Source organism: Mesorhizobium sp. LCM 4577, from assembly GCF_001854795.2.
In the GTDB taxonomy this organism is placed as follows: domain Bacteria; phylum Pseudomonadota; class Alphaproteobacteria; order Rhizobiales; family Rhizobiaceae; genus Mesorhizobium; species Mesorhizobium plurifarium.
On sequence record NZ_MDDU01000001.1, the window covers coordinates 570,031 to 592,857 of the forward strand.

Consider the following 22,827-nt stretch of genomic DNA (forward strand, 5'->3'; position numbering starts at 1 on the left):
TTCAGGGGAGGTGGATCTCGTAGGGGTGCGAGAAATAGAACTCTTCGAGATTGGAGCCGTCGCCGCCGCGGTCGACGATGATAAAATCCTGTTCCTCGCCGATCGGCGTCAGCACGCCGTGCCAGAGGTTGCGGCGGTAGTTGATGCCCTGTCCGGGGCCGGCGAGAAAGGCATGCGGCTCTCCGGGGCCGTCCTGGGTGTCATGGCAGACGACCACCAGGAACGGCCGCGGTGACAGCGGGATGAAGGCCTGGCTGCCGAGCGGATGGCGCTCGACCATGGCGAGCTTTAGCGGCATCTCATAGGGCGTGCCGCGCACCATGGAGATCAGCACGCGCGCGTTCGGGCCTGTAGCCTCGGCGGTGGCGAGGTCGTGATAGCGCATCGCCCGGCCGCCGTTGATCGGGTAGCGGTTGTCGCCGCTCATGTCGATGACGTCGCCGAAGGGCGCGAAACTCTCGCGGGTCAGCGGCTTGGCGACAATGCGGCTCACCGCGCCTTGCCCTCGAGATAGYCGCCCCCAAGWTAACCGCCCCCAAGATAACCGCCAAGCCTGGCGTGACGATTGACGTCCTTGTAGAGCAGGTAGCGGAAATTGCCGGGGCCGCCGGCATAGCAGGCCTGCGGGCAGAAGGCGCGCAGCCACATGAAGTCGCCGGCCTCGACCTCGACCCAGTCCTGGTTGAGGCGGTAGACCGCCTTGCCTTCCAGCACATAGAGCCCGTGCTCCATGACATGGGTTTCGGCGAAGGGGATGACCGCGCCCGGCTTCAGCGTGACGATGGTGACATGCATGTCGTGGCGCATGTCGGCCGGGTCGACGAAACGGGTCGTTGCCCAACGCCCTTCCGTACCCGGCATCGGGCTCGGCGCCACATCCTGGTCGCTCGAGAAGAAGGCTTCCGGCACGTCGAGGCCGTCGACGGCCTCATAGGCCTTGCGGATCCAGTGGAAGCGAACGGCAGCGCCGCTCTCGTTACGCACAGTCCAGCCGCTCGCCGGCGGCAGGTAGGCGAAACCACCTGGGGTAAGCAGGTGCTTTTTGCCGGCAAGCGATACGGTGAGTTCGCCCTCGACGACGAACAGCACGCCTTCGGCGCCGGCATCGAGTTCCGGCCGCTCGCTGCCGCCACTAGGCAGAACCTCGACAATGTACTGCGAGAAGGTCTCGGCGAAGCCGGACAGCGGCCTTGCGATGATCCAGGCCCTGGTCTTGTCCCAGAAGGGCAGCGGGCTGGTGACGATGTCCTGCATCACGCCCCTGGGGATGACCGCATAGGCCTCGGTGAAGACGGCCCTGCCGGTCAAGAGCTCGTTCTGGCCGGAATGGCCGCCCTGCGGCGCGTAGTAGGTTCGCTCGGCGGTCTTGATCATATCCATGGGGTCCTGACCCTCAGAGCAATTCCAGGAAGAGTAAGCGGTTTTCCGTCGGGAATTGCGTCAACAAAAAACGACAAACATTAGAGTGGGAGCATGTCTTTCAGGCGAAGCAGTGCGATGCGCTCGACCTGTTTGCAGGCGGTTTCGAACTCGGTGCCGCGGCTGTTGCCGATCCGCGCCTCGAACTCCGCCAGGATTTCGTCCTTGGTCTTGCCCTTGACCGCGATGATGAAGGGGAAGCCGAAGGTGGTGACATAAGCGGCGTTGAGTTTCGAGAACAGCTCGCGCTCCTTGTCGGTTAGCGCGTCGAGCCCGGCGGAGGCCTGCTCCCTGGCCGATTCCGGCGTCAGCCGCCTGGCCGCCGCCAGCTTGCCGGCAAGGTCCGGGTGAGCGTTGAGCACGGAAAGCCGTTCGGCCTCGCTCGCCGCGCGGAAGACGCGGCAGAGCGCGTTGTGCAGGCCGCCGGCGCTGTCATGCGCGGGCCCGAGTTCCAATTCGTAGGCGCGCTCGGCGATCCAGGGCGAATGCTCGAAAACGCTGCCGAAGGCATGCACGAATTCTTCGAACCCCATCCGCGACGGGCGCAGCGCCGGCGCCTCGTAGGGGTGCGTTTCGCGCCAGTGCTTGGCGATGTCGATGCGCCGCGTCAGCCAGACCTTGTCATGCGACTTCACATAGTCGATGAAGCGCTTCAGTGCCGCCACGCGGCCCGGGCGGCCGACCAGCCGGCAGTGCAGGCCTATATTCATCATGCGCGGCCTGCCCGCTTTGCCCTCGGCATAAAGCGTGTCGAAACTGTCCTTCAGATAAGCGAAGAACTGGTCGCCGGAGTTGAAGCCCTGCGGCGTCGCGAAGCGCATGTCGTTGGCGTCGAGCGTGTAGGGGATGATGAGCTGCGGCTTCTCCAGCCCGTCGCGGTCGAACCAGTAGGGCAGCTCGTCGTCATAGGTGTCGGAGATGTAGTCGAAGCCGCCCTCCTCGGCGACGAGCCGCACCGTGTTGACCGAGGTGCGGCCGGTGTACCAGCCGGTCGGCCGCGCGCCGGTCACGTCGTAATGCAGCCGGATCGTCTCTTCGAGATCGCGCCGCTCGTCCTCCGCGTCATGGTCGCGATAGTCGATCCATTTCAGCCCGTGCGAGGCGATCTCCCAGCCGGCCTCCTGCATCGCCGTGACCTGATCGGGCGAGCGGGCGAGCGCGGTGGCGACGCCGTAGCAGGTCACCGGCACCTTGGCTTCCGTGAACAGCCGGTAGAGCCGCCAGAAGCCGGCCCGGGCGCCGTATTCATAGATCGATTCCATGTTCCAGTGGCGCTGGCCGACCCAGGGCGCCGCACCGACGATCTCGGACAGGAAGGCTTCGGAAGCCTTGTCGCCATGCAGCACGCAGTTCTCGCCGCCTTCCTCGTAGTTGACGACGAACTGCACCGCGACATGCGCGCCGCCGGGCCATTTCGGATCCGGCGGATTGGCCCCGTAACCGCGCATGTCCCGATCGTAACGCATGGCTGCTCCTGCCCTTGTTGCACTGAAGATATCGAAAGGAGTGCTGCAGCATTCCCCCGAAAATTTTTGAAAGTGCTTTTTGCCGCACTCCGCTCGACCGGGGCTTATGCATCGCCTTTAATTGGCGCAGAATTGACCTGAAACTGTACCGGCCAATCGGTCGTGCTGGAAATGGGAGGCCGCCAGTGGCAGAGACGTCGAAAGCCGATGGCGGGCGCCTGACGACCCATGTGCTCGACACGGCGACCGGCCGGCCGGCAAAGGGCCTGTCAATCGGGCTTTTCCGCATCGAGGGCCAGCACCGCGCGCATCTCAAGACGGTTGCCACCAACGACGACGGCCGCTGCGACGCGCCGCTGCTCGCCGGCGCCGAGTTTCGCATTGGCGAATATGAGCTGGTCTTCGCCGCCGGCGACTATCTGCGCGGCCAGGGCATCAAATTGCCGGAGCCAGCTTTCCTCGACATCGTGCCGATCCGCTTCGGCATTGCGGAAGCGCGGCACTACCACGTCCCGCTCTTGATTTCGCCCTATGGTTACTCGACCTATCGGGGGAGCTGAGACATGGCAGAGATCCGCAACGAGATACGCTTCATCCTGAACGGCAGCGACGTGGCGCTGAGAGACGTCGCGCCCGATGCGACCCTGCTCGACTGGCTGCGGCTCGACCGCTCGCTGCGCGGCACCAAGGAAGGCTGTGCCGAGGGCGACTGCGGCGCCTGCACGGTGCTGGTCGGCAAGCTCTCGGCCGACGGCCTGGTCTATGAAAGCGTCAATGCCTGCATCCGCTTCATGGGCTCGCTCGACGGGACGCATATTGTGACCGTGGAACATCTGCGCGGCGAGCCCGGCAAGCTGCATCCGGTGCAGCAGGCGATGGTCGATTTCCACGGCTCGCAATGCGGTTTCTGCACACCGGGCTTCGTCATGTCGCTCTATGGGCTCTGGATGAAGACGCCCGATCCGTCCAACGCGGCGATCGAAAAGGCGCTGCAGGGCAATCTCTGCCGTTGCACCGGCTATGAGGCGATCATGCGTGCCGCGCATGCCATTTCGAGCTACGGCAAGGCCGCCAAGGACCCGCTGGCGGTGGAGCGCAAGGACGTCACCGCGCGGCTGGAAGCACTGCGCGACGGCGCCAGGGTCGAGATCGGGTCGGGCAAGGCGCGATTGGTTGTGCCGGCCGATGTCGACGATTTCGCCGCCGTGCTCGAGAAGGAGCCGGGCGCCACCATCGTCGCCGGCTCGACCGATGTCGGCCTCTGGGTCACCAAGCACATGCGCGACATCTCGCCGGCGATCTTTATCGGCGGTCTCGAAGGCTTGCGCACGATGTCGGAGAAGGATGGCGTGATCACCATCGGCGCCGGCGTCACTTACACCGAAGCCTTCGAGACGCTGCAGAAACGCTTCCCGGCGCTGGGGCCGCTGGTCGACCGCATCGGCGGCGAGCAGGTGCGCAACATGGGCACGATCGGCGGCAACATCGCCAACGGCTCGCCGATCGGCGACACGCCGCCCCCGCTGATCGCGCTCGGCGCGCAACTCACCCTGCGCAAGGGCAAGGCCCGTCGCACCATCCCGCTCGAAACCTTCTTCATCGCCTATGGCAAGCAGGACCGTCAGCCCGGCGAGTTCGTCGAAGCAGTCCATGTGCCGGTGCCGGAGAGCGGCAAAAAATTTGCCGTCTACAAGGTCACCAAGCGGCAAGACGAGGATATCACGGCGACGCTGGGCGCCTTCTGTCTGACGCTGGCCAAGGATGGCACCGTGGCCGACATCCGCATCGCCTATGGCGGCATGGCGGCGACGCCGAAGCGCGCCACTGCGGTCGAGAAGGCGCTGATCGGCAAGGTCTGGAACGAAGCGACTGTGGAGACCGCGATGGCCGAATACGCCAGTGACTTCACGCCGCTCACCGACATGCGGGCGACTGCCGAATACCGGGCGCTGGCGGCGAAGAACCTCTTGCTGCGCTTCTATATCGAGACGACCGGAACGAAGGCGCCGTTCCAGGTGTCGCGCGACGAGGCGGCCTGATGAACAAGCACGCTCCAGCCAATCTCAAAGCCGAGAAGATTGTCGGCGGCGTCGCCACCGACCAGCGGCATGATTCCGCGCACAAGCATGTCAGCGGTACCGCCGTCTATATCGATGACATGCCTGAGCCAGCCGGCACGCTGCATGTCGGTCTGGGCCTCTCCAAGATCGCGCACGGCACGCTGAAAAGCCTCGACCTGTCGGCCGTGCGCTCGGCGCCCGGCGTCGTCGATGTGCTGACCCATGCCGACGTGCCCGGCGAGAACGATGTTTCGCCGAGCAACATGCATGACGATCCGGTGCTTGCCGAAGGCAAGGTCGAGTTTTACGGCCAGCCGATCTTCGCCGTGGTTGCCGAGACGCGCGAGGAAGCGCGCCGCGCTGCGCGTCTGGCCAAGATCGACTATGACGAGCTTCCGGCCGTTATCGACATCTGGGATCTCGATCCCGTCAAGGACAAGCAGGTCACCACGCCGCTGATCCTGAAGCGCGGCGATGCGGCCGCTGCGATCGCGGCGGCTCCCCGCCGCATCAAGAACCGCATGTGGCTTGGCGGCCAGGACCATTTCTATCTGGAAGGCCAGGTGTCACTCGCCATCCCCGGCGAGGATGACGAGGTCACCGTCTATTGCTCGACGCAAGGGCCGAGCGAGACGCAGCATCTGGTCGCGCACACGCTCGGCGTGCCGAGCCATGCGGTCACGGTCGAGGTGCGCCGCATGGGCGGCGGCTTCGGCGGCAAGGAAACGCAGGCAAACCAATGCGCCGCGATCGCCGCCATCGCAGCCAAGAAGCTCAAGCGCGCGGTGAAAATCAGGCTCGACCGCGACGAGGACATGACCGCCACCGGCAAGCGGCACGACTTCGCCATCGACTACGAGGTCGGCTTCGACGACAAAGGCAACATCCTGGGCGTCGACTTCACCTACGCCTTGCGCTGTGGCTTTTCCGCCGACCTGTCCGGTCCGGTCGGCGATCGCGCGCTGTTCCATTGCGACAATGCCTATTTCTATCCGGCGGTGCATGCGAAGTCGGCGCCGCTCTACACCAACACCGTCTCCAACACCGCCTTCCGCGGCTTCGGCGGGCCGCAGGGCATGGTGGGTGCCGAGCGCGTCATCGACGAGGTGGCCTTCGCGGTCGGCAAGGACCCGCTCGAGATCCGCAAGCTGAACTTCTACGACCCGATGGAGGCGATCGGCGATCGCAGCGTCACGCCCTACCACCAGAAGGTCGAGGACTGCATCATCCAGCGCATCGTGGCCGAGCTGGAGGAAAGCGCGAACTATGCGCGACGCCGCCGCGAGATCAGCGCCTTCAACAACAACAGTCGCTTCATCAAGCGCGGCCTGGCGCTGACGCCGGTCAAGTTCGGCATCTCCTTCACCAAGACCGAGGCCAACCAGGCCGGCGCGCTGGTGCATGTCTATGYCGACGGCTCGGTGCATATGAACCATGGCGGCACCGAGATGGGCCAGGGCCTGCACCTCAAGGTGGCGCAGGTCGTCGCCGAGGAATTCCAGATCGACCTCGACCGCGTCAAGATCACCGCGACCACCACCGCCAAGGTGCCGAACACCTCGCCAACGGCTGCGTCCTCCGGCGCCGACCTCAACGGCATGGCGGCGCAGGATGCCGCCCGCCAGATCCGCAAGCGGCTGATCGACTTTGCCGCCGACAAATACCAGGTGCCGCACGACCAGGTGGTGTTCCTGCCGAACCGGGTGCGCGTCGGCAATCAGGAAGTGGCCTTCAACGACTTGGTCAAGCAGGCCTATATCAATCGTGTCCAGTTGTCGGCGGCCGGCTTCTACAAGACGCCGAAAATCCATTGGGACCGTGCCAAGGGCCGCGGCCACGCCTTCTACTATTACGCCTATGGCGCGGCCTGCTCGGAAGTCTCGGTCGACACGCTGACCGGCGAATATGTCGTCGAGCGCACCGATATCCTGCACGATTGCGGTCGCTCGCTGAACCGGGCGATCGATCTCGGCCAAGTCGAGGGCGGCTTCATCCAGGGCATGGGCTGGCTGACCACGGAGGAGCTGTGGTGGGACAATAGCGGTCGGCTGCGCACGCACGCGCCGTCGACCTACAAGATCCCGCTGGCGTCCGACCGCCCAAAGATCTTCAACGTGAAGCTGACCGACTGGTCGTCGGCCTACGAGCCGACCATCCATCGCTCCAAGGCCGTAGGCGAGCCGCCGCTGCCGCATGGCATGTCGGTGCTGCATGCGCTGTCGGACGCGATTGCCAGCGTCGCCGACAACAAGATCTGCCCGCGCCTCGATGCTCCGGCGACGCCGGAACGGGTGCTGATGGCGATCGAGCGATTGAAGCGGGAAGCCGCGAAGCCGGCCTGAATTCGGCCAAACGTGCAATTCGGGACGAAAAACGCTATATTTCCAATGTGGAAATGCAGACGATGAACTCGAAAGTGCAAAGCCTGAAGGCGTTTCTCGGCCAGGCTGGCCGGGTTGCCCTCGTCGAGGTGGCGGCCACGAAAGGCTCGACACCGCGCGAGGCCGGCGCCTTCATGCTTGTCTCGGCATCGGCCATTTTCGGCACCATCGGTGGCGGCCAGCTCGAATATATGGCGATCGACAAGGCGCGGCAGATGCTGGGCTCCTCACCCTCCCCCTTGTGGGGAGGGTCGGACGACGAAGTCGGCCGGGGAGGGGGGCGCGGCGTCGCCGTGTCCCCACCCCGAAGAGCAAACGCCGCTTCGCGCCGCCTGCTCTCCGACCCTCCCCACATGGGGGAGGGTAAAGAAACCCGCATCGAGGTCGATGAGGTCTGCGCCACGCTTGATGTCCCGCTCGGGCCGGAGATCGGCCAATGCTGCGGCGGCCGCGTCGAGGTGTCGATCCGCCTTGTCGACGCGACAATCGAGGAAAAGCTGATCGCCGACGCTGAATCGGAAGAAGCGCATCTGCCCCATGTCTATCTCTTCGGCGGCGGCCATGTCGGTCAGGCGCTGGCTGCGTCGCTGGCGCTGCTGCCGATCCACGTCGTCGTGGTCGAGACCCGATCCGAAGCGCTGGAAGGCATGCCGGAAACGGTCGAGACGCGGCTGACGCCGATGCCCGAAGCCGTGGTGCGCGAGGCGCCGGCGGGATCGGCCTTCGCCATCCTCACCCACGATCATGCTCTCGATTTCCTGATCGTCGCCGAGGCGCTGAAGCGCGACGACACCGCCTATGTCGGCATGATCGGCTCCAAGACCAAGAAGGCCACCTTCAAGAGCTGGTTCCTGAAGTCGGCCGAGGGCAGCGAAGCGCAGTTCGATCGGCTCGTCTCGCCAATCGGCGGCAATGCTGTGAAGGACAAGCGCCCGCCGGTGATCGCAGCGCTCGCCGCCGCCGAGATCATGACGGCGCTGGTGTCGCATGCCGTGGAGGCGCCAAGCTCAGCCAGCGCTGACAAGGCGATGGCCGGCTGATCCAGCCGGCCACGTGGGCAGGGCAATCGCATATGGCAGCGCTGCCCCCTCTCCGTCCGCTGCGCGGACACCTCTCCCCCATTTTATGGGGGCGAGGAAACGCCAACCGCCAAAGTCGCCGCCTTTGCAAGCCTGGGTTCCTCGCCCCCGCAAAGCGGGGGAGAGGTGTCTCGGCGAAGCCGAGACGGAGAGGGGAGCGCCATATGCGATTGCCCCGTCCATGTGAGAACGGGCAACCGCCTGACTATTCCTTCTCCTGCGTGTGCGCTTCGAGGAACCACAGCAATTTGTCCAGCGAGCGCGAATAGGCGGTGAAGATGTCGGCGGTGTCGGCATCGCCGGCGTCGTCCGCTTCGTCGATCGCTTCACGGGCGAGCTTGGCGGCCGTGGCATAGCGGTCGATCAGCGCCGCCAGATGATCCTTGGTCTTGTGGATGTCGGTCGGATAGGGTTTCAGCTTCGTCGCCTTCGACACGTCCTGCGAGGTGCCGTGCGCGGTGCCGCCGAGCTGCACGGCACGCTCGGCGATGATGTCGATATGGCCGTCGATCTCCTCGCGGAATTCGTCGAGCATTTCATGGATGGCGATGAATTGCGGGCCTTTGACGTTCCAGTGCGCCTGCTTGGTGATCAGCGCCAGGTCGATGGCGTCGGCAAGCCTGGCGTTGAGCAGATCGATCGATTCCTTCTTGGCATCGGATTTGAGGTCGTTCTTGGTGACGATGGCGTCCATGGCCGGCTCCTGTCGCGCTGCTGATTGCTGAGAGCTGAAAGGCGGCCCGGGTGGCCGCCAACCGTCAGAACGGCGATGGGCCGGATTTCGTTCCGCAATGGAATGAAGCACACGACTCCGATCGCAGATGTGACTGGCGCTCACCGCTGCTCGGCGCTTTCTTCATTTCCCAAAGCGGCCCGGAACGTGTTTGTTGCGCCTCACGGATAACGGGGCCAGGACCATGGATGTACTGAAGATCGCAGCCTTTTCGGACGGGAACACCGGCGGCAATCCGGCCGGCGTGGTGATCGGCGAGGCCTTGCCGGATGCGGCCGCCATGCAGCGCGTCGCGGCCGAAGTAGGCTTCTCGGAAACCGCCTTCGCCGCGCCTGAAGGCGTTAGCTGGCGCGTGCGCTATTTTTCGCCGGAGTCGGAAGTGCCGTTCTGCGGCCATGCCACCATCGCGCTCGGCGCGGCGCTGGTCAGGAAATTCGGCGACGGCATTTTCGAGCTGACGCTCAACCAGGCCAACATAACCGTGGAAGGATTTCGCGACGGCGCGAACTTTGCCGCCGCCTTGCAGTCGCCGCCGACGCGCAGCCGGCCGGCCTCGTCGGAACTGGTCGGCGAGGCGCTCTCCCTGTTCGGCTATCAGCCGGGCGACCTCGATCCCGCCATTCCGCCGGCGTTGATCCATGGCGGCGCCGATCATCTCGTGCTGGCGCTAAAGTCACGCGAAGCGCTGGCCGCCATGGCCTATGATCTCAAGAAAGGCCAGTCCTTCATGCGCCGCGAAGGCCTGGTCACGATTTTGCTCGGCTATGCCGAGACGCCGCGCCTCTTCCATACGCGCAATCCATTCGCCTCCGGCGGGGTTTATGAGGACCCGGCGACAGGCGCAGCCACCGCGGCCTTTGCCGGCTATCTGCGCGATCTCGGCTGGCCGCATGGCGGTGCGATCGACATCGTTCAGGGCGAAGACATGGGCATGCGCTCACGCCTCCATGCCGACATTTCGTCGGCGCCTGGCAGCTCGATCAGGGTGTCGGGGACGGCGCGGCTGATGGATTAAAGCCCTTAAGCCGGCCGCTTCAGGCCGAGATGCTCGCGCAGCGTGCGGCCCTCATAGTCCTTGCGGAACAGGCCGCGCCGCTGCAATTCCGGCACCACCAGCGTCGCGAAGGCGTCGAGCTCGCCCGGGAACCAGGACGGCATCACGTTGAAGCCGTCCGCCGCGCCGCCTTCGAAGCGCGCCTGCAATTCGTCGGCGATCTCTCCGGCCGTGCCGACGATGCGCCAATGGCCGCGTGCGCCGGCAAAGTACCGCGCGAGGTCGCGGATCGAGAGCCCGTCGCGGCGCGCCTGCTCGATCACCAGCGCCTGCCGGCTCTTCATGCCTTCGCTTTCCGGCAGTTCGGGCAGCGGTCCGTCGATCGGATAGCGGCCGAGGTCGGAGATGCTGAGATAGCTGGAGAGCAGGGCCACGCCGACATCGTCGGGGATCAACTCCTGCAGCGCATCGTATTTCGCCTGCGCCTCGGCTTTCGTTGCGGCCACGATCGGCGCGACGCCGGGCATGATCTTCACATCGTCTGGCTGGCGGCCATAGGCGGCGAGCCGCGCCTTGAGGTCGTCATAGAAGGCCTTGGCTTCCTCGAAGGTCTGTGCCGCCGAGAACACGACATCGGCGGTGCGCGCCGCAAGATCCTTGCCATCGTCCGATGCCCCGGCCTGCACCATCACCGGCGCGCCTTGCGGCGAGGGCGGGATATCGAGCGGATCGCGCACCGAGAAGCTTTCGCCGTCATGGCCGGCCGGGCGCCGGTTCCACAAGCCGGTGATCACCGTGGCGAACTCGCGCGCCCGCGCATAACGGTCCGCGTGCGGCCGCAGACCCGTTGCGCCGAAATTCGCCGCTTCGACCGGGCTTGCCGAGGTGACGAGGTTCCAGCCGGCCCGCCCGCCACTCAGATTGTCGAGCGAGGCGAACATGCGCGCCAGCCCATAGGGCTCGTTGTAGCTGGTCGATGCCGTGGAAACCAAGCCGATGCGCTCGGTCTGCGCGGCCAGCGCCGACAGCAGGCTGATCGGCTCGAAGCCGATCGAGCGCGAGGTCTGGCTGGCAATGTTGACATTCGCCTCGCGCAGGCCGGCCGCGTCCTCGCAGAACACCATGTCGAACTTCGCCGCTTCCGCCGTACGGGCAAGCGCGATGTAATGATCGATGTCGATGCCGGCCCTCACATGTGCGTCCGGATGCCGCCAGGCCGCTATGTGGTGGCCGGTCGCCCACAGGAACAGGCCGAGCTTCATCTGACGCGCGCTCATTTTGCGCCTCCATCGCCGAGCCCGAGGTGGGCACGCAGCGTCGTGTCGGCATAGTAAGCAGAGCGGTCAGAGTTTCGACGGCGCAATTCTGGCACGATGCGATCGGTGAAACCGTTGATCGCGGAAAGATCAGCCGGGAAAGCGAAGATGAGGCCATCACAGCTTTCTGCGTCCAACCACGCCTCCAGCCTTGCAGCGGTGAGATCGGGCGCGAAAACTGTCGTCAGCACTTTCAGGGCGTCAGCCGTTCGTCCGGCGGTCAGCACCCGTTTCTTGAGATCGTCGCAGGTCGCTCTAGCGCCTTCCGGCGATGGCTCCTCAATCGCTATGACATCGGCGACGCCGGCGGCGAAATCGAAGTCGGCCCCGGCGAGGCCGGACATGGCCAGCACCGGCATGTCCTGCGGCGAGCGCGCGACATTGAGCGGCCCGCGCACCGCGAAGAACTCGCCCTTATGGTCGAGGACATGCATCTTGGCGGGATCGTGGAACCGTCCGCCCGCCTTGTCGAACAGCAAGGCGTCCGCGTCCCAGCCTCGCCACAGCCCTTGCACGATGCCGATGAATTCCTCGGCGCGTCGTCGGAAGTCATCGTTCGGAATGCCTGCCGGTCGGCTGAAATTGGCCGCCTCGAGCGAGCTCTGCCGCAGTGTCGCGTTCCAGCCGACGCGGCCATGGCTGATGATATCGAGGGATGCAAAACGTCGCGCCAGGTTGTAGGGCTGGTGTGCAAGCGTCGAAGCACTCGCCACGAGGCCTATCTTCTCTGTTACGGTGGCCAGTGCGGCAAGAAGGGTCGTCGCTTCGAACGGGCTGGTCGATGGCTCGCCGCTCGTCAGCGAGTCGGAAATGATGACCATGTCGACACCGGCCGCCTCCGCCTGCTGGACGAAAGTGCTGATCTGGCCGAAATCCAGGGCTTCTTGTCCTGTGGCTGCGATGTTGAGCGAAACGGCGAAATGCATGTGGGGCCCTTCGGCTGCCCTGAAAGCGGGCAGACGTCTGGTCACCAACCTAGGCCCCTCTTCGCGCATGGCAACGGGATCGAGTGGGCCACCAGCCTGTCACTTGCCGGCCAGCCTTCTTCTGCCTCGAGGCAGAGATCTTGGCCCGAATGTCGTCTTGGCGGCGACATACTTCGACGATTAGCGCGAACGCCCCTCGCGGTCGTCATTCTATGGCGGAGCAAGGAGCGAAGCGACGCGGCGCAGACCATGGAATCCATCCCCTGACTTCGAAGCGCCGCCCTACGATGCAGAATTCTGCGCCGCTGCGCCATACGATTAAGGTCACGGAATGGATCCTCGGGTCTGCGCGCCGCTTCGCGTCGCTCCGCACGTGGATGACGATATCGCGGAGGCTTCGGCCAAACAGCGACGGAGCGCTGCCGCCCCTACTTCCCGGCCAGGATATCCTTGATCAGCCGCTGGCAGCGCTCGGCCATGAAATCGAGCAGCAGCCGCACCTTCGGGTCCTGCAGCTTCTTGTGCGGATAGACGGCGGCGAACTGCACCGCGGTTGGCGGCGTCTGCGGCAGAATCACTTTCAGCCGCTGGTCTCGGATGAATGGCTCGACCTCGAAACGTGGCTTGTTGATGATGCCGCGCCCCGACAGCGCCCAGCCGGTCAGAACGTCGCCATCATCGGTGTCGTAGGGGCCGTGCACCTCGAACTTCTGCGGGCCGCCCGGCGTCTGTAGCGTCCAGACATATTCGCGCGCGCCGGCATAGCGCAGCATCAGGCAGTCGTGCTTCTTGCCGACCAACTCCTGCGGCTCAACCGGTTCGCCGCGCGCTTCCAGATATTTCGGCGCCGCCACCAGCACGCGCTCGCACTCCATGATGCCGCGCATCCTGAGGCTGGAATCCTCGATGATGCCGAGGCGGAAGGCGACGTCGATGCCCTCCTTCATGATATCGACATTGTGGTCGGAGAGCCTCAGCCGCACCTCGATATCGGGGTATTTGTCGTGGAAATCAGGGATACCGGACGCGATCAGCCGGCGGCCGAGGCCGAGAGGCGCCGTAACCCTGATGGTGCCGCGCGGCTGGCCGGAAAGGGCCGCGACCGCGGCTTCCGCCTCGGTGATCGCATCCAGCACCTGCTTGGCACCGGTGTAGAACACCGTGCCGTGCTCGGTCGGCATCAATTGACGGGTTGTACGGTTGAACAGCCGGACGCCGAGGTGCTTTTCCAGTTCCTTGATGCGGTTGGAGGCGACCGCAGGCGAAATGCGCATGTCGCGCCCCGCCGCCGACAGATTGCCGAGCTCGACGACGCGGACGAAGACGGCGATGTTGTCGAGATAGGCCATGCGGGTGTCGTGGCTCTCAAACGGCTGCGAAGGGCAAGCCTAGTATTTTCCATTTTTTTTTGAAAGTCATCGCGCACCTCGCCTCTTTTCGTTTGCGCGCCAGACCGTAAAGTCGCTCTCATCGGCAGGGACGAATGCAATGATGGATTTCGCGATTTTCTGGGACTGGCTGAGTTTTGCGGTCCGCTGGCTGCATGTCATCACCGGCATCGCCTGGATCGGCTCGTCCTTCTATTTCGTCGCGCTCGATCTCGGCCTGCGCCAGCGCCCCGGCCTGCCCGCCGGCGCCTTCGGCGAGGAGTGGCAGGTGCATGGCGGCGGCTTCTACCACATTCAGAAATACCTTGTGGCGCCCGCCGAGATGCCGGAGCACCTCACCTGGTTCAAATGGGAATCCTACGCCACCTGGCTGTCCGGCTTCGCCATGCTCTGCGTGGTCTATTATGCCGGCGCCGATCTCTTCCTGATCGACCCCAATGTGCTCAACATTTCGGTGCCGGTCGGCATCCTCCTGTCGCTGGCCACCATCGGCGTCGGCTGGATCGTCTACGACCTGCTCTGCCGCTCGCCATTGGGCAAGAGCGACACCGGGCTGATGCTGGTGCTCTACTGCGTGCTGGTCTTCATCGCCTGGGGGCTGACGCATCTCTTCACCGGCCGCGCCGCCTTCCTGCACCTCGGCGCCATCACCGCCACGATCATGTCGGCCAACGTCTTCATGGTCATCATCCCCAACCAGAAGATCGTCGTCGCCGACCTCATCGCCGGCCGCAAGCCCGACCCGAAATACGGCAAGATCGCCAAGCAGCGCTCGCTGCACAACAACTACCTGACCTTGCCCGTCCTGTTCCTGATGCTGTCGAACCACTATCCGCTGGCCTTCGGCACGCAGTTCAACTGGGTCATCGCCTCGCTGGTCTTCATCATCGGCGTCTTGATCCGGCACTATTTCAACACCGTGCATGCCAGGAAAGGCAGCCCGACCTGGACCTGGCTGGGTGCGGCTGTGCTGTTCATGATCATCATCTGGCTGTCGACCGTGCCGAAGGTGCTGACCGGCGAGCCGAAGACCTCCGTCGCCTCCTCGGCCGCGCAGGTCTATATGGCCTCGGCGCATTTCCCGGCGGTGCGCGACACCGTGCTTGGCCGCTGCTCCATGTGCCACACGCAAGAGCCGGTCTATGAAGGCATCTACCATGCGCCGAAGGGCGTGCTGCTCGACACCGACGAGCGCATCGCCGAGCATGCGCGCGAGATTTACATCCAGGCCGGCCGGGCGCACGCCATGCCTCCGGCCAACGTCACCCAGATCACCGACCAGGAACGGGCCCTTCTGGTCGCCTGGTTCGAAGGCGCCGGAAAGTAAGCATGACAGCGAAAATTCTGCGCGGCCGCACGCTCTCCTTCCTGCGCTGGCCCGAAACGATCGACGACCATTCCGCCTGGCGTTTCGAGGAGGATGGCGCCCTGCTGATCGACAATGGCAGGATCGTCGCCGCCGGTTCCTATGCCGAGGTCGCGAAGAAAGCGGGCGCGGGCATCGAGACGGTCGACCATCGCCCGCACCTCATCCTGCCGGGCTTCCTCGACGCCCACGTGCATGTACCGCAGATGCAGATCATCGCCTCCTACGGCGCCGAGCTGCTCGACTGGCTGAACAAATACACGTTTCCGGAAGAGTCGAAATTCCAGAACGCGCAACATGGCCGCCGCATCGCCAGGCTCTTCCTCGACGAAATGCTGCGCCAGGGCACGACGACGGTCGTCGCCTATTGCTCGGTGCACAAATCTTCCGCCGAGGCCTTCTTCGCCGAGTCGCATGAGCGCAACATGCTCAATATCGCCGGCAAGGTGATGATGGACCGCAACGCGCCGGACGGCGTGCTCGACACGCCGCAGACCGGCTATGACGATAGCAAGGCGCTGATCGCCGAATGGCACGGCAAGGGCCGCCAGCTTTATGCCATCACGCCGCGCTTCGCCATCACGTCGACGCCGGAGCAGATGGAGACGGCCGGCGCGCTCTGCCGCGAATATCCCGATCTCCACATGCAGACGCATCTGTCCGAGAACCATGCCGAGATTGCCTTCACCCAGGAGCTCTATCCCTGGTCGCGCGACTATACAGACGTCTATGAACATTACGGCCTGCTGGGCAGGAAAAGCCTGTTCGGCCACTGCATCCATCTGTCGGAGCGCGAGGCCGATGCGCTGTCGCAATCGGGCTCGGTGGCGGTGTTCTGCCCGACCTCAAACCTTTTCCTCGGCTCCGGCCTGTTCGACTATCAGCGCTACCGCCGGCGCGAGAAGCCGCTCAGGATCGCCGCGGCCACGGATGTCGGCGGCGGCACCAATTATTCGATGCTGCGCACCATGGACGAGGGTTACAAGGTGATCGCGCTGAACGGCGAGAAGCTCAACCCGTTCCAGTCCTTCTGGCAATTGACGCGCGGCAATGCCGAGGCACTGTCGGTGGCAGACAAGGTCGGCACGCTGGAGGAAGGCACCGATGCCGATATCGTCGTGCTCGATGCCCATGCGACGCCTGGCATGCGGCTCAGGATGGAAACGGTCGAGACGCTGGCCGAGGAGCTGTTCCTCTTGCAGACGCTGGGCGACGACCGTGTGGTGCGCGAGGTCTATGTGGCGGGTCGGCCGGCGAAGAGCGCCATTGTGGCGTGAACCCCCTCACCCGGATTGCCAACCGAATTGCGAAGGGCAATTCGGGGCAATCCGACCTCTCCCCGAGGGGAGAGGAGGTCGCGGACGTTGGCGCCAGTCTCTTCTCCCCTTGGGGAGAAGGTGGCCGCGAAGCGCCGGATGAGGGGGCGTCCGCGACGAATGCTTGACCAGACAGAGCTTGTCGTACAAACGACGGTGGAATTTCGGAGAAAACGCCATGGCCACCGCCGACGACATCGCTCTGATCAAGAAACAGGAAGCCACGCTGGTCTTCCCGGCCTTCGACGAGGCCGTTGCCTTCAAGATCGGCTCCGCCATCAGGGACAGGGCTCTGAAAGAAGACCTGCCTATTATCGTCGACATCAGGACCTTCGACCGGCCGCTCTTCTATGCCGCGATGCCCGGCTCCAACGCTTCCAATCCGGACTGGGCGCGGYGCAAGATCAATGTCGTGAAGCGATATCTCAGAAGCACCTATCGCCTGGTGCTGGAACAGCAGCGCCCGGACCGCACGTTCAAAATCGGTGAAGGCCTGGACATTGCCGACTATGTGCTGGCCGGCGGCGGCTTTCCGGTCACCGTCAAGGGCGCAGGCGTGATCGGGGTCATCGCCGTTTCGGGCCTGCCGGAGCGCGAGGATCATGGCGTCGTCGTCGATGCGCTTTGCGCGCATCTGGGCGTCGATGCGAGCAAGCTCAGGTTGCCGCCGGAAGACAAATGACCGATCCAAAAACCTTCCTCACCTCGATCTTCAACGCCGCCGTCGCCGCCGCCGACCCGGAAAAGACGATCCGCAATCATTTGCCGGCAAAGCCGAAGGGCCGCACCATCGTCATCGGCGCGGGCAAAGGCTCGGCGCAGATGGCGGCGGCCTTCGAGAAGGTCTGGGACGGTCCGATCGATGGCCTTGTCGTCACCCGCTACGGCTATGGCGCCAGCTGCGAGCGCATCGAGATCATCGAGGCGGCGCACCCGGTGCCGGACGCCGCCGGCCTCGAGGGATCGCGCCGGCTGCTGGAGAAGGTGCGGGGCCTGACCGCCGACGATCTGGTCGTGGCGCTGATTTCCGGCGGCGGCTCGGCCCTGCTGCCGTCGCCCGCGCCCGGGCTGACGCTTGCCGATGAGATCGCCGTCAACGAGGCGCTGCTTGCCTCCGGCGCGCCAATCGCGGCGATGAACACCATCCGCAAGCATGTCTCGACCATCAAGGGCGGACGCCTGGCCGCCGCGGCGCATCCGGCGCGGGTGGTGTCGCTGGTCGTCTCCGACATCCCCGGCGACAATCCGGCGCTGGTTGCCTCGGGTCCGACCGTTCCCGACACCGGCAGCCGCGAGGACGCRCTGGCCTCGATTGCCGCTTATGGCATGAAACTGCCGGCCTCGGTCATGGCGCATATCAATTCGCCGGCCGCCGATGCTCCGCGCCCAGACGATCCGTGCTTTGCCGGCAATGAAGTGCACCTGACAGCCTCTGCCGGCGTGTCGCTGGAAGCGGCAGCCGCCGAAGCCAGGCGGCGGGGCATCGAGGCCGTCATCCTGTCGGATGCGATCGAAGGCGAGGCGCGTGAGGTCGGTGGCGTGCATGCCGCGATCGCGCGCGAGGTTGCGACGCGCAATCGCCCCTTCGCCAAGCCCGTCCTGATCCTTTCCGGCGGCGAGACCACCGTTACACTCCGCGCCAAGGGCAAGGGCGGCCGCAATTCCGAGTTCCTGCTCGCCTTTGCTATCGGCATCGAGGGCGTGAACGGCATCCATGCCCTGGCCGCCGATACGGACGGCATAGACGGCTCGGAGAACAATGCCGGCGCCTTCGCCGACGGCTCGACTGTGTCGCGCATGCGGGCGGTAGGCGTCGATGCCAAGGCGATGCTTGCCGGCAACAACGCCTGGACGGCGTTCAATGCGGTCAGGGATTTGTTTGTGCCGGGACCGACGGGGACGAACGTCAATGATCTGAGGGCAATACTCGTTCGATAGCGCGGAGCCCCACAGAGGTCGTCATTCCAAGGCAATGCAAGGAGCGTAGCGACGCGCGCAGACCCTGGAATCCATGCAATTGCCTCGGCCGTGGAGTGCAGCGGAGCAGAATTCTGGACCGTGGCGGCGCGTTGAAGTCACGGCATGGATCCTCGGGTCTGCGCTGCGTCGCTTCGCTCCTTGCTCCGCCCGTGGATGACGACCTGACGGGCGTTTCGGCTAATCTCCGGGGTCATGCGATCGATCAAGCAGCCATCAACTTCCTTACTTTCCTCATATCCTGCAAAAACCGCTCCCGCTCGGCTTCCTTATCCTCCTGCTCGCGGATGCGCAGAATGAAGGACGGGTGGATGGTGAGGAACACCCGCAACCCATCCTCGCGCTCGACCACGTCGCCGCGCATCTTGGTGATCGGCACCGCCTTGCCGAGCAGCGACTGCGCCGCCGTCGCGCCGAGCGCCACGACGAGGTTCGGCTTGACGAGATCAAGTTCCTTGTCCAGCCACCAGCGGCAGGCCTGAATCTCGCCGGCATTGGGCTTGGAGTGGATACGCCTTTTACCACGCGGCTCGAATTTGAAATGTTTGACCGCATTGGTCACATAGACCTTGCGGCGGTCGATCGCGGCATCGTCCAGGATGCTGTCGAATATTCTGCCCGCTGGCCCGACAAAGGGCTTGCCGGCCAGGTCCTCCTGGTCGCCGGGCTGCTCGCCGACGAAGATCACATCGGCATTCTCCGGCCCCTCGCCGAAGACAGTCTGGGTCGCATCGCGCCACAACGGACAGCGGCGGCATCCTTTCGCCTCCTCGCGCAGCTCCGGAATATCGTCGGCCTCTGGCGCCACAACATCGGACGGCTCGGGCGTCGGCCAGTGCTTGGCCTTCACCTTGGCATGGTGCGGTGCTGGGGTGGTTGGCATCCGGGCGATCATGTCTGATGCGGCTCTGTCCGCTCCTGCTATCAGATCTGGAATGAGCGAGGCCTCGGGAAGGTTCCGCCAATATTTCTTCGGCATCTCCCTCTGCATCGCCTTCACCTTGAGGCGGGCCGGGTTGAAGATGTTTTCGAAATAGGTCCGCCACAGCGCCTCGGCATCGTCTTCCGCCGGCGCGTCGCGCTTGGCCGCACCTGGGCCGATCGCCAGACGCTCGCCGTCCCAGTCGGCTGAGGCATGCGGGGTCAGGATCGTCCAGCGCATGCCGGTGAATCGGCGCACGAAGAAATCGGCATTGCGCTCGACGATGAAATGATCGGGCTCGAACCACGCGACATAGCGCTCGTCCGGGCCTTCGCCGATTTTTCGGAAGCGCACGAAGGCGCGCATCTTGTGGATGTCGCGATGTACCGCCTTCTCCATCGCCTCCAGCCGCCGGATATCGGGATCGGTGGCGATCGAAAGCAGCTTCGGCTCCGAACGCAACCGCCAGAGCAGCCGGTAGAGAAAGCTGAAGCGCTCCGGATCGGAATGGCAGATCACAGTCTCGGCGCGCTCGATGAAGTCGCGCGRCACGACCAGCCGCGCATCGGCTTGCGCAGGCGGCAAATCGCTGGCGCAACTTTCGCGATCCGGTTCGACCTGCCACGCAACATCTTCCGGCGGAATATCGTTCGTCGCCAGCCGGCGCGCCGCATCCCGCCAGCCGGCGAAATCGGTCTGGCTTTCGAGCCGGACGAGATGAGCGGCGAGGTTGAGCTGAGTTCTTGTCATGGTCAGAACAATGAAAGCTGCTCGCAGGAGCGGGTGATCTCCTGGCGCAAACCGGCCTTGTCGGTCAACGCTCCCGGCGACCAGCCTTCCGCGATGATGAAAGGCCGCACCTTGGCGACCGAATGACAGAGCCGGCCGACATCCTCGAGCCGCAGCCGGCGGTGGCGGCGTGTCTCGATGATCCGGTCGATGACCTTGGTGCCGAGGCCGGGAACGCGCAGCAGCGCTTCTCGCTCGGCGCGGTTGACGTCGACCGGAAAGCGGCCCCGGTTGCGCAGCGCCCACGCAAGCTTGGGGTCGATGGCAAGGTCGAGCATGCCGTCATTGCTGCCGGCGAGGATCTCCGGTTGCGAGAAGCCGTAGAAGCGCATCAGYCAGTCGGCCTGATAGAGCCGGTGCTCGCGTATCAGCGGCGGTTTCTGCAATGGCAGGGACGACGACGAATCCGGGATCGGGCTGAAGGCGGAGTAATAGACGCGTCTGAGGCGATAGCTGCCGTAAAGCCGGGCGCTGGCACGCAGGATGCCGTCATCGGACGTCTTGTCGGCGCCGACGATCATCTGCGTCGACTGGCCGCCCGGCGCGAAGCGCTCGCGCCTGCGGCTCTGCAAAGTGGGCTCGGCCTTCTCCTCGATCTTGCGGCGCAGTTTGGCCATCGAAAGCCGGATCGTTTCCGGCTTCTTCTCCGGCGCCAGCTTCTTCACACCCTCGTCGGTCGGCAGCTCGACATTGATCGACAAACGGTCGGCATAAAGCCCTGCCTTCTCGATCAGCTCGGCCGACGCCTCAGGAATTGTCTTCAGGTGGATATAACCGCCGAACTTCTCCTCGATCCTCAGCCTGCGCGCTACCTCGACCATCTCGCCCATGGTCTCGTCGGGCGAGCGGATGACGCCTGACGACAGGAACAGGCCCTCGATGTAGTTGCGCCGGTAGAAATCCATGGTGAGCTTCACCACCTCCTCGACGCTGAAGCGGGCGCGCCGCACATTCGAGGACGAGCGGTTGATGCAATAGCTGCAGTCATAGATGCAGAAATTGGTGAGCAGGATTTTGAGCAGCGAGATGCAGCGCCCGTCCGGCGCGTAGGAATGGCAGATGCCGGAACCCTCGGTCGAGCCGATGCCGCCCGATCTCAGCGAGTCTCGTTTTGCCGAGCCGGACGACGCGCAAGAAGCGTCGTATTTGGCGGCGTCCGACAGGATCGCCAGTTTCTCGCGGATGGAAAGCACAGCCATTTGTTCATGATATGTTCCAAAGGTGCAATTGGCTATAACTTTTGATTGCCGCTGGCAAAACGTGATCGCCGCGCCTGTCGTGCCAGCCTTAGACCTCGTGCAGGTAGAGGTGATAGTCCAATTCGCTGACGGTCCGGGCAACCCGTAGATATTCAGCCTGCTTGATCGCCACGAAGGTGCGGTGCAGGTCGGGGCCGAGCGCCGACTTCAGAAAATCGGAGGCACGGGCCGCTTCGATCGCGGCGCGCCAGTCGGCAGGCATCGCCGATTTCTCCGTCGCCTGCTCGTAGCCGTTGCCGGTCGTCTCGGGACCGGGATCCAGACCTTCATCCAGGCCTTTGACGATGCCGGCCAGCACTGTTGCAGCGATCAGATACGGGTTGGCGTCGACGCCGGAGGGCCGGTGTTCGATGCGGCGGTTCCTGGTATCGCCCGCCGGCACGCGCAACGCCACCGACCGGTTGTTGACGCCCCATGTCGGCGCCACCGGCGCGTAGGATTGCGAGACGAAGCGCCGCCATGAATTGGCGTGCGGCGCAAACACCAGCATCGATTCCGCCATGGTGTGGATCAAGCCGCCCAGCGCGTTGAGCAGCTTGGGCGACCATTTCTCGCCGGTTGCCTCGGTGAAAACGTTGCGGCCGGAATCGTCCTGCAGCGAGACGTGGAAATGCATGCCGGAGCCGGCATAGGCCTCGATGGGCTTGGCCATGAAGCAGGCGGTGACGCCGTGCCGGCGCGCTTGCGCTCGCACCAGCCGCTTCAGCATCACGAGGTCGTCCGCCGCGCGCATCACGTCCTTGCGGTAGTTGAGCGTCAGCTCGTACTGGCCGGGCGCGTATTCGGAAATGACCGTTTCGGCCGGGATGCCTTGCGCCTTCGCTGCGGCGTAGATGTCGGAAAACAGCGGCTCCATGCCGTGCAGGTGGTCGACCGAATAGACCTCGGTCTTGGCCGAGCGGCGGCCGTCGAGCACCGCGCGGGCAGGCTGCACCTTGCCGTCCGCGTCGCGCTCGTTGGACAGCAGGAAGAACTCCAGCTCGAAGGCACCGGCCGGATGCAGGCCGCGCGCGGCGAGCAATTCCACCTGCCTTGCCAGCACCAGCCGCGGGTCGGAGGTCATGGGCTGGCCGTCGAGATGGTACATCGACATCAGCATCTGGCCACGTGGCGGGCTGGTGCCGAAGAGCGGCGCCAGCGTGCCCGGGATCGGCCATGCCCTGAGGTCGCCGTCGCCGGTGTCCCACACCAGGCCGGTCTCGTGCACGTCCTCGCCGGTGATGTCGAGGCCGAGGATCGAGATCGGCAGATGCCGGCCGCTCTCGAAAATGCCCATCAGCTCGTGCCGGCGCACGATCTTGCCGCGGCCGATACCGTTGGCGTCGGTGAGCACGATGTCGAAAGCCTCGATGTCGGGATGGGCGTCGAGAAAGGCTTTTGCCTCGGCCGGTGTCGAGCCGGAAGGCGAGGTGGTTACGGCGTTCGGATTGTCCATA

At 64.6% G+C, this 22,827-nt stretch carries 19 protein-coding genes; 9 read left to right on the top strand and 10 right to left on the bottom strand.

What is annotated here, in order from left to right; genetic code table 11:
• Position 1: 1 nt before the first annotated feature.
• The 3 genes from LCM4577_RS02740 to puuE form a co-directional block, all read right to left on the bottom strand.
• Positions 2–493 carry an ureidoglycolate lyase gene (locus LCM4577_RS02740; RefSeq protein ID WP_071069475.1) on the bottom strand — a complete coding sequence of 164 codons (492 nt, stop codon included), beginning with the start codon at positions 491–493 and terminating at the stop codon, positions 2–4.
• Positions 490–1,380: a bifunctional allantoicase/(S)-ureidoglycine aminohydrolase gene (locus tag LCM4577_RS02745; RefSeq protein WP_071069477.1), complete on the bottom strand. Its 891-nt coding sequence runs from the start codon at positions 1,378–1,380 to the stop codon at positions 490–492. The genes LCM4577_RS02740 and LCM4577_RS02745 overlap by 4 nt, the downstream gene beginning before the upstream one ends.
• Positions 1,381–1,460: 80 nt before the next feature.
• A complete protein-coding gene (puuE, locus tag LCM4577_RS02750; protein ID WP_071069479.1) occupies positions 1,461–2,885 on the bottom strand; it encodes an allantoinase PuuE in 1,425 nt (474 codons plus the stop codon).
• A gap of 185 nt (positions 2,886–3,070) precedes the next feature.
• Between puuE and uraH the strand changes: the two genes are divergently transcribed.
• From uraH to xdhC, 4 genes are all read left to right on the top strand, one after another.
• Positions 3,071–3,445: a hydroxyisourate hydrolase gene (gene uraH / locus LCM4577_RS02755; RefSeq protein ID WP_071036548.1), complete on the top strand. Its 375-nt coding sequence runs from the start codon at positions 3,071–3,073 to the stop codon at positions 3,443–3,445.
• A gap of 3 nt (positions 3,446–3,448) precedes the next feature.
• Positions 3,449–4,924, top strand: a complete 1,476-nt coding sequence (gene xdhA / locus LCM4577_RS02760) for a xanthine dehydrogenase small subunit (protein WP_071069482.1) — start codon at positions 3,449–3,451, stop codon at positions 4,922–4,924.
• Entirely contained in the window at positions 4,924–7,287 is a 2,364-nt protein-coding gene (xdhB, locus tag LCM4577_RS02765; RefSeq protein WP_071069484.1) for a xanthine dehydrogenase molybdopterin binding subunit, read from the top strand. Before xdhA ends, xdhB begins: the two co-directional genes overlap by 1 nt.
• Positions 7,288–7,349: 62 nt before the next feature.
• On the top strand, positions 7,350–8,366 hold the full coding sequence (xdhC, locus tag LCM4577_RS02770; protein ID WP_071036814.1) for a xanthine dehydrogenase accessory protein XdhC: 1,017 nt from the start codon (positions 7,350–7,352) through the stop codon (positions 8,364–8,366).
• A gap of 244 nt (positions 8,367–8,610) precedes the next feature.
• Here xdhC and dps read toward each other — a convergent pair whose 3' ends face one another.
• Positions 8,611–9,099 carry a DNA starvation/stationary phase protection protein Dps gene (gene dps / locus LCM4577_RS02775; protein WP_071069485.1) on the bottom strand — a complete coding sequence of 163 codons (489 nt, stop codon included), beginning with the start codon at positions 9,097–9,099 and terminating at the stop codon, positions 8,611–8,613.
• A 223-nt stretch (positions 9,100–9,322) separates the two neighbouring features.
• Here dps and LCM4577_RS02780 point away from each other — a divergent pair, with 223 nt between their 5' ends.
• On the top strand, positions 9,323–10,153 hold the full coding sequence (locus tag LCM4577_RS02780) for a PhzF family phenazine biosynthesis protein (protein WP_041007284.1): 831 nt from the start codon (positions 9,323–9,325) through the stop codon (positions 10,151–10,153).
• Positions 10,154–10,158: 5 nt separating this feature from the next.
• Here the strand turns inward: LCM4577_RS02780 and LCM4577_RS02785 are convergent, their stop codons facing one another.
• The 3 genes from LCM4577_RS02785 to LCM4577_RS02795 form a co-directional block, all read right to left on the bottom strand.
• Entirely contained in the window at positions 10,159–11,409 is a 1,251-nt protein-coding gene (locus tag LCM4577_RS02785) for an LLM class flavin-dependent oxidoreductase (protein ID WP_071069487.1), read from the bottom strand.
• The gene (locus LCM4577_RS02790; RefSeq protein ID WP_071069489.1) at positions 11,406–12,374 is read right to left on the bottom strand and encodes an LLM class flavin-dependent oxidoreductase; all 969 of its coding nucleotides are present in this window, start codon (positions 12,372–12,374) and stop codon (positions 11,406–11,408) included. The genes LCM4577_RS02785 and LCM4577_RS02790 overlap by 4 nt, the downstream gene beginning before the upstream one ends.
• 428 nt (positions 12,375–12,802) lie before the next feature.
• Positions 12,803–13,723 carry a LysR family transcriptional regulator gene (locus LCM4577_RS02795; RefSeq protein WP_041007278.1) on the bottom strand — a complete coding sequence of 307 codons (921 nt, stop codon included), beginning with the start codon at positions 13,721–13,723 and terminating at the stop codon, positions 12,803–12,805.
• Between the two features lie 139 nt (positions 13,724–13,862).
• On the opposite strand from LCM4577_RS02795, the gene LCM4577_RS02800 reads away from it, so the two are divergent.
• The 4 genes from LCM4577_RS02800 to LCM4577_RS02815 all read left to right on the top strand — a co-directional run bounded on the left by LCM4577_RS02800 (position 13,863) and on the right by LCM4577_RS02815 (position 18,382).
• Positions 13,863–15,089 (top strand): urate hydroxylase PuuD, encoded by a 1,227-nt coding sequence (locus LCM4577_RS02800; RefSeq protein WP_071069491.1) that lies wholly within the window; start codon positions 13,863–13,865, stop codon positions 15,087–15,089.
• Positions 15,090–15,091: 2 nt separating this feature from the next.
• On the top strand, positions 15,092–16,405 hold the full coding sequence (gene guaD, locus LCM4577_RS02805) for a guanine deaminase (protein ID WP_071069493.1): 1,314 nt from the start codon (positions 15,092–15,094) through the stop codon (positions 16,403–16,405).
• A 217-nt stretch (positions 16,406–16,622) separates the two neighbouring features.
• Entirely contained in the window at positions 16,623–17,126 is a 504-nt protein-coding gene (locus LCM4577_RS02810) for a heme-degrading domain-containing protein (RefSeq protein ID WP_071069495.1), read from the top strand.
• Complete coding sequence (locus tag LCM4577_RS02815; protein WP_071069497.1) at positions 17,123–18,382, top strand: glycerate kinase; 1,260 nt, start codon at positions 17,123–17,125, stop codon at positions 18,380–18,382. The genes LCM4577_RS02810 and LCM4577_RS02815 overlap by 4 nt, the downstream gene beginning before the upstream one ends.
• 244 nt (positions 18,383–18,626) lie before the next feature.
• Here LCM4577_RS02815 and LCM4577_RS02820 read toward each other — a convergent pair whose 3' ends face one another.
• The 3 genes from LCM4577_RS02820 to LCM4577_RS02830 form a co-directional block, all read right to left on the bottom strand.
• The gene (locus LCM4577_RS02820) at positions 18,627–20,093 is read right to left on the bottom strand and encodes a UdgX family uracil-DNA binding protein (protein ID WP_071069499.1); all 1,467 of its coding nucleotides are present in this window, start codon (positions 20,091–20,093) and stop codon (positions 18,627–18,629) included.
• A 2-nt stretch (positions 20,094–20,095) separates the two neighbouring features.
• On the bottom strand, positions 20,096–21,331 hold the full coding sequence (locus LCM4577_RS02825) for a putative DNA modification/repair radical SAM protein (protein ID WP_071069502.1): 1,236 nt from the start codon (positions 21,329–21,331) through the stop codon (positions 20,096–20,098).
• Between the two features lie 88 nt (positions 21,332–21,419).
• A complete protein-coding gene (locus LCM4577_RS02830) occupies positions 21,420–22,826 on the bottom strand; it encodes a glutamine synthetase family protein (RefSeq protein WP_071069505.1) in 1,407 nt (468 codons plus the stop codon).
• Position 22,827 lies beyond the last annotated feature (1 nt).

What these genes read in the sequence shown, in the direction of transcription:
- LCM4577_RS02795 (WP_041007278.1), bottom strand. Translation starts at nt 13,723, where the DNA reads ATGGCCTATCTCGACAACATCGCCGTCTTCGTCCGCGTCGTCGAGCTC.
- LCM4577_RS02780 (WP_041007284.1), top strand. Translation starts at nt 9,323, where the DNA reads ATGGATGTACTGAAGATCGCAGCCTTTTCGGACGGGAACACCGGCGGC.
- dps (WP_071069485.1), bottom strand. Translation starts at nt 9,099, where the DNA reads ATGGACGCCATCGTCACCAAGAACGACCTCAAATCCGATGCCAAGAAG.
- puuE (WP_071069479.1), bottom strand. Translation starts at nt 2,885, where the DNA reads ATGCGTTACGATCGGGACATGCGCGGTTACGGGGCCAATCCGCCGGAT.
- LCM4577_RS02800 (WP_071069491.1), top strand. Translation starts at nt 13,863, where the DNA reads ATGATGGATTTCGCGATTTTCTGGGACTGGCTGAGTTTTGCGGTCCGC.
- LCM4577_RS02830 (WP_071069505.1), bottom strand. Translation starts at nt 22,826, where the DNA reads ATGGACAATCCGAACGCCGTAACCACCTCGCCTTCCGGCTCGACACCG.
- LCM4577_RS02785 (WP_071069487.1), bottom strand. Translation starts at nt 11,409, where the DNA reads ATGAGCGCGCGTCAGATGAAGCTCGGCCTGTTCCTGTGGGCGACCGGC.
- xdhA (WP_071069482.1), top strand. Translation starts at nt 3,449, where the DNA reads ATGGCAGAGATCCGCAACGAGATACGCTTCATCCTGAACGGCAGCGAC.
- LCM4577_RS02790 (WP_071069489.1), bottom strand. Translation starts at nt 12,374, where the DNA reads ATGCATTTCGCCGTTTCGCTCAACATCGCAGCCACAGGACAAGAAGCC.
- guaD (WP_071069493.1), top strand. Translation starts at nt 15,092, where the DNA reads ATGACAGCGAAAATTCTGCGCGGCCGCACGCTCTCCTTCCTGCGCTGG.
- xdhC (WP_071036814.1), top strand. Translation starts at nt 7,350, where the DNA reads ATGAACTCGAAAGTGCAAAGCCTGAAGGCGTTTCTCGGCCAGGCTGGC.